Origin of the sequence: Streptodolium elevatio, assembly GCF_040649515.1 — a bacterium.
GTDB classification, from domain to species: domain Bacteria; phylum Actinomycetota; class Actinomycetes; order Streptomycetales; family Streptomycetaceae; genus Yinghuangia; species Yinghuangia elevatio.
Genome location: NZ_JBEZFP010000085.1, coordinates 29,737 through 40,370, shown reverse-complemented (window position 1 = coordinate 40,370; position 10,634 = coordinate 29,737). Strand labels below are relative to the sequence as shown.

The 10,634-nt window shown below is 72.3% G+C and carries 7 protein-coding genes; 4 read left to right on the top strand and 3 right to left on the bottom strand.

Annotation, left to right across the window (positions count from 1 at the left end; translation table 11 throughout):
* Window positions 1-292 precede the first annotated feature (292 nt).
* From AB0C36_RS27960 to AB0C36_RS27950, 3 genes are all read left to right on the top strand, one after another.
* Entirely contained in the window at window positions 293-2,500 is a 2,208-nt protein-coding gene (locus AB0C36_RS27960; RefSeq protein WP_358359085.1) for a BTAD domain-containing putative transcriptional regulator, read from the top strand.
* Between the two features lie 327 nt (window positions 2,501-2,827).
* The gene (locus AB0C36_RS27955; RefSeq protein ID WP_358359083.1) at window positions 2,828-4,168 is read left to right on the top strand and encodes an MFS transporter; all 1,341 of its coding nucleotides are present in this window, start codon (window positions 2,828-2,830) and stop codon (window positions 4,166-4,168) included.
* A gap of 9 nt (window positions 4,169-4,177) precedes the next feature.
* Window positions 4,178-4,774, top strand: coding sequence for a maltokinase N-terminal cap-like domain-containing protein (locus AB0C36_RS27950; RefSeq protein WP_358359080.1), 597 nt, complete (start codon window positions 4,178-4,180; stop codon window positions 4,772-4,774).
* A gap of 103 nt (window positions 4,775-4,877) precedes the next feature.
* Here the strand turns inward: AB0C36_RS27950 and AB0C36_RS27945 are convergent, their stop codons facing one another.
* On the bottom strand, window positions 4,878-6,059 hold the full coding sequence (locus tag AB0C36_RS27945; protein ID WP_358359078.1) for an alpha/beta hydrolase: 1,182 nt from the start codon (window positions 6,057-6,059) through the stop codon (window positions 4,878-4,880).
* 279 nt (window positions 6,060-6,338) lie between these two features.
* Here AB0C36_RS27945 and AB0C36_RS27940 point away from each other — a divergent pair, with 279 nt between their 5' ends.
* Window positions 6,339-8,417, top strand: a complete 2,079-nt coding sequence (locus AB0C36_RS27940) for a dynamin family protein (RefSeq protein ID WP_358359075.1) — start codon at window positions 6,339-6,341, stop codon at window positions 8,415-8,417.
* Window positions 8,418-8,506: 89 nt separating this feature from the next.
* On the opposite strand, the gene AB0C36_RS27935 is transcribed toward AB0C36_RS27940, so the two are convergent.
* Together AB0C36_RS27935 and AB0C36_RS27930 are read right to left on the bottom strand one after the other, a co-directional pair.
* Window positions 8,507-9,583 carry an iron-siderophore ABC transporter substrate-binding protein gene (locus tag AB0C36_RS27935; RefSeq protein ID WP_358359073.1) on the bottom strand — a complete coding sequence of 359 codons (1,077 nt, stop codon included), beginning with the start codon at window positions 9,581-9,583 and terminating at the stop codon, window positions 8,507-8,509.
* Between the two features lie 75 nt (window positions 9,584-9,658).
* A complete protein-coding gene (locus AB0C36_RS27930) occupies window positions 9,659-10,528 on the bottom strand; it encodes an ABC transporter ATP-binding protein (protein WP_358359088.1) in 870 nt (289 codons plus the stop codon).
* Window positions 10,529-10,634 lie beyond the last annotated feature (106 nt).

The following is a 10,634-nucleotide window of genomic DNA, read 5'->3' as shown; positions in this document are numbered from 1 at the left end:
ATAACCCAGAGGTCGCAGGTTCAAATCCTGTCCCCGCTACCACCGTTGAGGGCCCGGCAATCGCCGGGCCCTCAATCGTTTGCCCGGACGCGGCGGGAAGCGCGTCCGGCGGCATCGGGCCCAGGTCGGCCCAGAATGACCTAAAACGCCCACTATTGGATGCTTTCCAGCCCTCCCCGGGGACGAACTCCACCTCCTTGCCCCGCACATTGGTCTAGTCCAAACTGATAACCGGCCGGGGATCCGCGGAACCGGCCGTGCACGGACACGAGGCGCCGAGGGGATGCAGGCCATGGTGGAGAGGACGTCGGCCACGGGACACCATCCCCCTGGAGGCGCGACGGACGACCCGGACTCCTTCGGCACGCGCCTCCAGACATTCCGCAAGCGGGCCGGGCTGAGCCAGGAGGCCGCCGCGTCGCGGGCCGGGATCAGCACCAGGGCGCTGCGCGACATCGAGCGGAACCGGGTCGGGCGGCCCCAGTCTCGGACCCTGCAACGCCTGGCCGGCGCACTGGAGTTGACCGCCTGCGAGCTGTCGGACCTGCGGGCCGCCGCCCGTACTGGGCCGGTGCGCGCCGTCGCCCGGCCCCGACTGCTGATCCTCGGTCCGCTCGCCCTCCTGCGCGGCCGGTCCCCGGTCCCTGTCACCAGCCCGATGCTGCGCCGCCTGCTCGGGTTGCTGGCGCTCACGCACCCCGAACCCGCCACCCTTGGGGAGATCACCGCGACGCTGTGGCCGGACGGGCCGCCCGGCTCCCACCAGAGCCTGGTCCACACGTACGTCAGCCAGGTCCGCCACCTTCTGGAACCGGGCGGGGCGCGTGCCGTCCCACCGCCGACCGTCGTCCGTACGCCCACCGGCTACCGGCTGGAGGTGTCCCGGAAGCAGATCGACCTGGGGCACTTCGACGAACTGCTCGACCGGGCGAAGCGCGAGTTGCGCGGGGCGGAGACGGGAGCGGCGTACGAGTCGCTCACACAGGCCCTGCGGACCTGGCGCGGCCCGGTGCTCGCGGACGCGGACCCGGTGCTGCGCCACCACCCGGCCGCGGTGGCGGCCGACGACAGGCGGGTCGCGGCGGCGTTGCTGCACGCCGACGCCGCGCTGGAGCTGGGTCGACCGGAGGAGGCCGTCCCGGTACTCGGGGAGATGGTCGCCACCGAGCCGCTGCACGAGGGGCTGCACGCCCGGCTGATCCGCACCCTCGCCGGCAGCGGCGAACAGGCCGCCGCGCTCGACGTGTTCGGCCGCCTGCGCGCCCGGCTCGACGAGGAGCTGGGCATCGCGCCGGGCGCCGAGGTCCGCGACGCCCACCTGTGGGTGCTGCGCCGGGAGCTGCCCGCCACCGGGGACCCGGGGCGGCATCCCGGGCAGCACCGCGAGCGCGCGGCGCCGGGTGACCGTACGGTGCCTGCCGGACGGCTCCCGGCGCCGGCCCAGCTGCCCGCCAGGATCGGCAGCCACGTCGGCCGGGCCCGGCAGATGCGGGTGCTGGACGCCCTCGTCTCGCCCGACCCCGTGCGGCGCCGCGACCTGGTCGCGGTGGTCGGCGCCCCCGGCGTCGGCAAGACCGCCATCGCCGCGCACTGGGCGCACGAGCGGCGCGGGCACTTCAAGGACGGGCAGCTGTTCGTCGATCTGCGTGGCCATTCACCGCTCCCGGCGCTGCGTCCTGGCAACGTCCTCGCCCAATTCCTTCGGGCCCTGGGGGCTCCGCCCGGCCACCTGCCCGAGGACGAGGACGAGGCCGCCGCGCTCTACCGCACGCTGCTTGCCGACCGGCAGGTGCTGGTCGTCCTCGACAACGCACGCGACGTCGAGCAGGTCAGGCCGCTCCTTCCCGGCGCCCCGGGGTGTGCGGTGGTGGTCACCAGCCGCAACCAGCTCGCCGGGCTGGTGGCGAGCGACGGCGCCCGCCGGCTCCTCCTCGACGTGCTCGATCCGGAGGAGGGCAGCCGTCTCCTGGGCGGCATCGTCGGAGATTGCCGGGTCGCGGCCGAGGCGGAGGCGGCCCGCAGGCTCGTACGGGTGTGCGGCGGCCTGCCGCTGGCCGTCCGGACCGCCGGTGCCAACATGGTCGCCCGCAACATCGGCATCGCCGACTACTGCGCCGAGTTGGCGGACGACGACGTGCTCGCCAAGCTGCACATCGAAGGGGACCGGCGCTCGTCGGTGCGGGCCGCTTTTGACCTCTCGTACCGCGTGCTCCCGGCAGCGGCCCGGCGGATGTTCCGGCTCCTCGGACTGATGCCCGGCCCGGCCTTCACCGCGGACGCCGCCGCGGCGCTCGCGGACTCGACCCCGGCCGAGTCCGCCGCACTGCTGGTGAGCCTGGCGGACTCCCATCTGGTGCGGGAAGGGACGCCCGGCCGGTTCGTGCTGGACAAACTGATGCGCGCGTACGCCCGTGAGCTGGTCGGCGAGGACGCGGAAGCGCACGCCGCCCGGAAGCGGCTCCTCGACTGGCAGCGCCGCCGCACCGACGCGGCGGCCTGACGGTTTCTGCGGCACGCTCTGACCCCTGACCCCTGACCCCTGACGCCTGACCCCTGACGCCGGACCTCGCAGCAGGCGGACAACTGCTCCGGCAGTTCCGCCGGTTCTGCCGGTTCCGGCGAGACCAGTCGTGGGGCCCGATAAAAGCCCAGGTCAGCACCGGTGCCTTCGGGCGGGTGCGGCTTCTCGCCGGGCGCCCGAACCTCTGGTCCGGCAGCAGACCCCTGACGAGCCGCCCTCCCTACGGTGGTCGCACCGCGGTGCCGTTCCCGCGCCCACCCCGTACCGGCGGGTCGACCCGCCATGGAGCCGAAGGGCCGAGCCGTCATGGGAGTACGTCCGACCGACCGCACCGCGACGGCCGAGCCCGCAGGGGGCCGGGCCGGGCCGGCCGAGGCCCTGCCGGTCGGCGGGCCGGCGATCTGGTCCCGCGAGTTCCGGTACTACTTCACCGCCCGCAGCGCGGGTCTGCTGAGCTGGGCCATGCTGCCGGTCGCCGTCTCGGCCGGCCTGCTCGGCGGCGGCTACGGCCTGAACGCCGCCGGGTACGCGATGGCCTTCCTGGTCGGCCCGTTCGCCGGACTCGTGCTGTTCGGCGGGGTACTCGCCGACCGGTTCACCGCCCGCCGGATGATGATCGCCGCGGATCTGGCCAACCTTGCCGCCCACATACTGCTCGCCCTCTTGTTCATCCACGGCATCGACCGCCTCTGGCAGTTGTACGCGCTCCTGGTGGTGGCCGGCACCGCCAACGCGATGTTCCAGCCGGGCGCCTCTTCGACCGTCCCGCTGGTGTCCCGGGACGTGCAGGGGGCCAACGGGGTGCTGCGTACCTCCGAGGCGGTCACCGGACTGGGCGGCCCGGCGCTGGCCGGGGCGCTGGTGGGCTTCGGGGCGACCGGCTGGGTGATGGTGATCTCCGCAGTCGCCTACGGGACCAGCGCCGTCTGCCTCTTCGTGCTCCGGCTGGGACCGGTGCCCGCCCCGCCGGCCGGCGAGACCCTGTGGCGCAACCTGGCGGTCGGCTGGCGGGAGTTCCGCTCGCGAAGCTGGCTCTGGGGCGTGATCGTCATCTGGATGGTCTTCGCAGTGCTCTCCTGGGGGCCGCAACTCTCGGTGGCCGCGGGCGTCATCGTGCCCGAGCACGGCGCGACCGCCTTCGGCCTGCTCAACTGCGCGTTGGGTGCGGGCACCGTGGCCGGCGGCCTGCTGGCGATCCGCTACAAGCCCCAACGGCCGCTCGCCGCCGGTGCCGTGGCGATGCTGGCGTACCCGCTGTACCCGCTCGGCATCGTGCTCGGCTGGCCGGTCTGGCTGCTCGCCGCGGCCCAGATCGGCGTCGGCGCCGGAATCGGGGTCTGGGGTGTCATGTGGGCCACCAGCGTGCAGACCCAGGTGCCGGGCGACGTACTCAACCGCGTCCACGCGTACGAGGTCGCCGGCTCTGTCGGCATGTACCCCATCGGCAGCGCGTTGGCGGGCCCGGCCGTCGACGCTTTCGGCACCGACCGGGTGCTCCTGGTGGGCGCCGCGGTGGCCCTCCTCACCGCCACCGCTCTGTTGCTGACCCGACCGGTCCGCACCCTGGGCCGGGTCGACCCGGCGGGGGCAGGGCTCTCGTATAGGTTCGAGCCAGTCACGTCGGAGCGGTCCCGGAACCACGCGTGAGGAGCTCGCATGGCCTCGATCCACCACACCACCATGACGCCCACCAAGTTGGAGCTGCTCGCCGATTGGTTGCCGAAGCAGAGCTGGTACGTCGGCGGCGGTGCGACCGCGGCGTCGGACCTGACCCGGGCCGGCGGGTTCCGGCTGGACGATCCGGCGGGCGAGGTCGGGATCGAGTTCATGGTCGTGGCGGACGCGTCCGGGGCCGAGCCGGTGGCGTACCTGGTGCCGATGAGCTACCGCGGTGCGGCGCTGGAGGGGGTGCCCGGCGGTGCGCTGATCGGCACTTCGGAGCACGGGGTGCTCGGTACCCGGTGGATCTACGACGGCGTCCAGGACCCGGTGGTGACGGCCCAGTTGCGGGCTCTCCTGCGCGGCGAGGCGGTGCCGCAGCACCAGAGCAAGAGCGACACCCCGGACCCGACCGTCACCGTGCACGGTACGGACGGTCCCGACAGCGGACCGGACACGCCTGAGGTGTGCGTCAACCGCGTACTGCGCGCGTCGGACGCCGAGCCGGGCACGTCCCGTCACCTGGTCGCCGGGTGGTCGGGGCCCGACGGGACCACCCTACGAGGCGTGTTCGCCGGCTTCGCGCGGCAGTAGCCGCCTGTACGGGCCGACCGTCAGGGCCGCGGTGGCTTCGAGGACGTCCGCGACCCGCCTTGTCCACGCCCCGTCCACGCCCCGTCGACGCCCGTCCAGCGCGTCAGGCGCGTATCACCTCGTCCAGCCAGTCGAAGGCCAAGCGGTCGAAGCCCGAGCGGTTCGCGGTTTGGCAGTGGCCGTCGTAGCCCTGGCCGTTCGGAAGCCGCAGCAGGGTTTTGGGGCCTGGGAGTTCGGCGTACAGCTGCTTCGCCTGCGCGGAGAGGGGGTCGCTGTCGTTGGCCACGACGAGGCTTGAGCACGTGATGCGGTCGACGACGTCCGAAATCCGGTAGCGGGCCATGTCGATGACGAGTTCGCCGAGGCTGTCCACCCCGTGGACCCACTGGGCGCGTTGCACGAACTTCCAGTGACCGACCGGGCTTTCCGCGGCCGGGGCGAGGTACGCGCCCAACTCGGCGGCATCGGTGTCGCCCACGCGCTGCGCGAGTTCGGCGGGCAAGTGCGAGATCATGTCCCATTGTCCGGGATCCGCGATCAGGGCCTGCACTCGCGAGTCGCCCGCGACCCCGCGCGGCGCCAGGTGGCCGCCGAGGCTCCAGCCGTGCACCGCGATCCGCTCCGGATCGACCTCCGGACGTGTGCACGCGAAGTCGACCACCCGCGACACCACCGCCTCCCAGTCCGGGCGCAGCGGCAGCCCCTGCTCGATCAACGGTTGTCCCTGGCCCGGGCCGTCGACCAGCAGCGCGGCGTACCCGCGGCGCGTCGCCGGGATCGCGTGCGCCCAGTACATCTCGTGCACGTTCGAGTCGTACCCGTTGACCGAGACCACCGTCGCGCGGGAGGCCGCGTTGTCGTCGTCGGGCATGCAGAGGTAGCCGGGGAGCGTGGTGTCCTCGTACGGCACGTCGACCGCCACCACCGCGGGCCGAGCCAATCGCGCCATGCGGGCGAAGCACTCGCGCTCGCGCGCGAACGCGGCCTTCAGGCGCGGGTCGACGGGCGCGCCGAACAGCGGCTGGTACGACGCACGGAAGTACGTCGTGGCCCGCCAGAACGCCTCCGCCGCACTCCGCCGGTGGCCGCGTGACCGGCTGTCCTCCGCCTCCGCCGCCACGCGCGACGCGGTGGCGGCCCACGCGTTGTACCAGGAGTCGGCGTCGCCCGGCTTGACGTGCCCGGCTATCGCCGCGACCTCGCCGGTCTCGGCGCCACCGCGCGAGACGAGCCCGAGCGTGCGCGCGGCGAACATCTGGAACAGCGGATCCTCGAACTCGGTCACGGCCGCCTCCGGGATGCACATGAGCCGCGGCAGGACGTCCCCCTGTTGTCCATTCTCCCGCCGCCCCGGCGTCTCCGCGCGCGGAGCGGCGCCGCCCAGCCGGGGAGTCGGGGAGTCGGGGAGCCGGGGAGACAGGGTTGTCATCGGGCAACTCGCGTGCTCAGGTGATCGGGTGACTGTACGGTCGTTGTCCGACACGGAGTGCGCCCGTGTCCGAGGCCTGCACCCGGGAATGGCGGGTGCCGACGAGTCGGCGCCTGGTTCGGAACGTGGGGGATTGTGACCGACCTTGAGGGACTCCGGTCCGAACTGAACCGCATGCTGGAGCTGGGGTCGCGCTGGCTCGCCGGCCTCGACGCGGTGCTGCCGGGCGACGACGGGGCGCGGGAGCAGCGGGCCGGCGACGTCGAGCGGCTGGTACGGCTGCGCCAGCGCGCCGCCTCGTCGCTGATCAACATCGGCCTGCTGGGCGGCTTTTCGTCCGGCAAGAGCTTTCTGCTCAGCGGGCTGCAGGGGCATCTGACGCTGCGCCAGGTCGTCCACGGCGGAGTGCTCGCCGACCAGTTCATCGGCATCCTGCCGTCCGCGCCGACGCCGACGACCTCCTGTCCGGCCACGGTCGTCCCGGTCAAGGACCCCGAGGGCGAACTGAGCGCCGGGGGCCGCGGATTTCTGCGCGTGCGGTTCACGGACTCCGACGAGTGGGAGGAGATCGGGCCCGACCTCAGCCCGATCGAGGTGGCGGCGTACGCGAGCACCGAGGCGAACGTCACCGCCCGGCGCGAGCGCCACTGGGACCGCATCGTCGCGGAACTCGAGTTGCTGATCGACACCTACGAGTTGCCGGCGAAGCTGTACGACCTGCCCGGGCACGGGTCGCCGAACGAGATCCACAACCAGATCGTCCGCGACCGCGTGCACAACGCCGACTGCTTCATCTACGTCGCCAACGCCACCCGGTCGTTGTCGGACGACGACCTCGAACTGATCCGCTTCCTGCGCGCCGAAGCCGGCGGCAGGCGCGTCGTCTGGGTGGTCACCGCGATCGACCGGGCCTTGGAGATCGGGCTCGACAACAAGCCGGCCTGGCAGGCGACCGTCGACCTCAACAACCGCTACCTGCACGAGAACTTCACGCTCCCCGACGGACGCCCCGACCTGGACTTCATCGGCGCGGGGTTCCAGCCGGTGTCGCCGGCCCTGGAGGCCCGGGGGGCCTACGAGGCCGCGTCCGGCGAGCCCGACCGGGTCGCGCGCGGCAACGAACTGCGGGCCGCGGGGCGCATGGACGTGCTGCGCCGGGCGGTCAACGACGTCATCCAGTCCGGGGCCGGGCGCCACCACGTCGCGCTCGTCGCCGCGCAGACCCGCGCGGCCCTCGAGCCGCACTGGAACGTCGCCGCCGACGAACTGCGCACACTGCGCATCCCCGTGGACCAGCTCACCGACGAACACGACGCGTTGCGGCTGCGGGTGCGTACCTTCAGCACCGCCTCACGGCTGACCATCGGCCGCCTGGAACGCCTGCTCGACGAGCGGCTGCGTACCGTGGACCGGGCGTTCTCGGGGCGGCGCGCGCTCGCCCACCACCTGCACGCCGAACTGGACGCCCAGGTACGCGAGACCGACGTACGCCGGGCCCGCAACCTGCACCGCCTCGAAGTGCGCAAGACGCAGGCGATCGAGGAGTGGTTGAGCCAGGACGGCGCGCCGACGCCCTTGTGGGACGCGCAGTTCGCGGCGTTCAAGTCCGACGTCGTCGCGATCCTCGCCGAGGTCGTCCGGGAGTCCATGACGGAGGACGAACTCCCGCGTGCCCGCCCGATCAACGTCGACGACCTCGTCCCGCCCGCCGAACGCAGCCCGGCCGAGGTCCAGGACATCGTGCAGCGTGCCGCCGGCATCGTCAGCCTCGTCGCGCCCCTGGCCACCGGCGTCGCCACCGCACTGGGCGTCGTCACCGGCGGACTCGCGCTGATCCCCATCGGCGTGGCCGCGGCCGCGGGCGCACTGTACGGCGGCATCGGCTACCGCAAGAGCCGCCGCGACAGCAACGACGTGGCCCGTACCGACTACATCAACCACCTGGACCTCGCCGCCGCGCAGGTCCGGCAGAACTTCATCAGTGCCGCCGGCCAGTCCGGTTCCGAGATCATCGAACGCGCGCAACGCATCCTCAACGAGCGCCGCTCGCAACTCGAACAGCGCATGGCCTCCATCGCCACCCGCATGACCGACAGCGAGCACTACGACCTGGAAGAACGCATCCGCGCCCTGGAGCCCGTGGTGGCCGAAGGCCGGGAGGCCCTGGACGCCCTCAACGCCCTGGCGCACAGCCGTACTTCGCAGGACGCCTAGGAAGCCTGGGAAGCCTGGGACGCGCGGGGGAGGCGCGTGGGAGGCGCCGTCGGTCGGCCGGGCACGCCCGGCCGACCGGTGAAGCGGCGTTAGCCGGCCGACTTGACGATCTCGTCGATGGCGTACGGCAGGGACAGCAGGGTGCTCTGGGACATGGCCGCGCCGATGGCCGGGCCCTCGCTGTCCAGCAGGTACGACACCTTGCCGTTCCTGGCGGCGGGCAGGTTGGCGAACAGCTGGAAGTTCTTCAGCGCGGTCTGGTCCGCCTGGTCGGCGATGACGAAGATGCGGTCGACGTTGACGAGGTCGATGCGCTCCGGGGACAGCACGGTGTAGAACTTGCCGTCCGCGATCTTGTCGATCTCCGGAACCCCCTTGAACCCGACGCCCGTCACCAGGCGCCCGCGCACGTCGGTGGTCGTGAACGGGGCGACCGAGTCCTTGTACCAGGACACCGCGACCGCGGTCTGGTTGGCGAACTCAGGGTGCGCCTTGCGGGCCGCTTCGAGCTTGGCGTCGATGCCCTGCACCAGCGCGGCGCCTTCGTCGGCCTTGCCCAGCGCCTTGGCGATGTGCAGCGCGTTGTCCTGCCACGGCGCGCTGAACGGCTCCTTCTCGGCCTTCGTGCGGCCGACGGTCGGCGCTATCTTCGAGAGCTTGTCGTACGCCGCCTGGTCGATCTCGGAGTACACCGCGATGATCAGGTCCGGGCGCAGCGAGGCGATCTTCTCGTAGTTCGGGCCGGAGTCCCCGTTGCTCATGACGACTTCGGGACGGGCGTCGCCCCACTTGTCCTTCACCCACGGCCACTGGGTGTTGACGTCGGGGCTGGTGCCCGGCGGGTTCGGGTACTGGTCGACCATGCCGACCGGCTTGATGCCGAACGCGAGGATGGCCTGGTCGTCCGTGTAGCCGACCGAGACGACGCGCTGGGGTGCCTTCTCCACGGTCGTGGACCCGAACGCGTGCTCCACGGTGACCGGGAAGACGCCCGCGGCCGCGGTCGGCGGGGTGCCGCCTGCCGCACCGGTGTTGCCCGCCGGGTCCGTCTTGTCCCCCGAGTCCGACCCGCAGCCGGCCAGGAGGCCGACGCTGAGGGTGGCGGCGGACACGATTGCCGCCAACCGCCGCCGGGATTTCGTGCGCGTCGTTCTGTGGAGGAGCATCCGGGGTCCCTTGCTGTCGTGCAGGCCGCTGCCCATCGGAGTTAGGGCAGGCAAACCTTACTTGCCTGAAGGAAGTTAGGCCAGCCTAACTTGACCTTGTTCTGCCGAGGCCTGTCCGCCCGGGCTCGTGACGCGACGCACATGGGTGCGGCCGATCGGCACGATGAGCGGTCGGTCGCCCACCGGATCGTCGATGACCTGCGCGTGCAGGCCGAACGCCTCGCGCAGCAGCTCCGCGGTGACCACGTCGCGCGGGTGCCCCTGCGCCAGGATCGCGCCCGCCTTCATCACGACGAGGTTGTCGCTGTAGCGGGTCGCGAGATTGAGGTCGTGCAGCACCATCACCACGGTGCGCCCCGACTCGTGGAGGTCGTCCACCAGATCGAGCACATCGATCGCGTGCGCCAGGTCCAGGTACGTGGTCGGCTCGTCCAGCAGCAGCAGATCGGTGCCCTGGGCCAGCGCCATCGAGATCCACACGCGCTGGCGCTGCCCGCCGGACAGCGCGTCGACCGGGCGGTCGGCCAGGTCGGACACCCCGGTCATGGCCAGCGCGCGGGCCACCACGTCGGCGTCGTCCGACGACCACTGCCGCAGCCAACTCTGGTGCGGATGACGGCCCCTGGCGACCAGGTCGGCCACCGTCAGTCCCTCGGGCGCCACCGGCGCCTGGGGGAGCAGGCCGAGCTTCTTGGCGACGTCCCGGGTCTTCGCCTTGGCGATGTCCTCGCCGTCCAGGACCACGGTTCCCCGGGTCGGCCGCAGCAGCCGCGAAAGGGTGCCCAGCAGAGTCGACTTCCCGCAGCCGTTGGGGCCGATGATCGTGGTGATCACCCCGGGCGGGATCGCCACGTCGAGGTCGTCGATGACGGCATGGCCGCCGTACCCGACCGTGATGCCCTTGGCCGCCAGCCGCTCGGCTCCGGCGGTGTGCTGAGTGGCCACGGCTTCCCCTTGGGTGTGTGCGGTCCGGGTACGCCCGATCTGCACGGCGTCCTTCACCTCCTCCGCCTCCTCCACGTGCTGCTTCGCGTCCTGCTTCGGGGTCTCC

Coding starts and splice junctions, on each gene's coding strand:
- AB0C36_RS27960 (WP_358359085.1), top strand. CDS start 293: ATGGTGGAGAGGACGTCGGCCACGGGACACCATCCCCCTGGAGGCGCG.
- AB0C36_RS27955 (WP_358359083.1), top strand. CDS start 2,828: ATGGGAGTACGTCCGACCGACCGCACCGCGACGGCCGAGCCCGCAGGG.
- AB0C36_RS27950 (WP_358359080.1), top strand. CDS start 4,178: ATGGCCTCGATCCACCACACCACCATGACGCCCACCAAGTTGGAGCTG.
- AB0C36_RS27935 (WP_358359073.1), bottom strand. CDS start 9,583: ATGCTCCTCCACAGAACGACGCGCACGAAATCCCGGCGGCGGTTGGCG.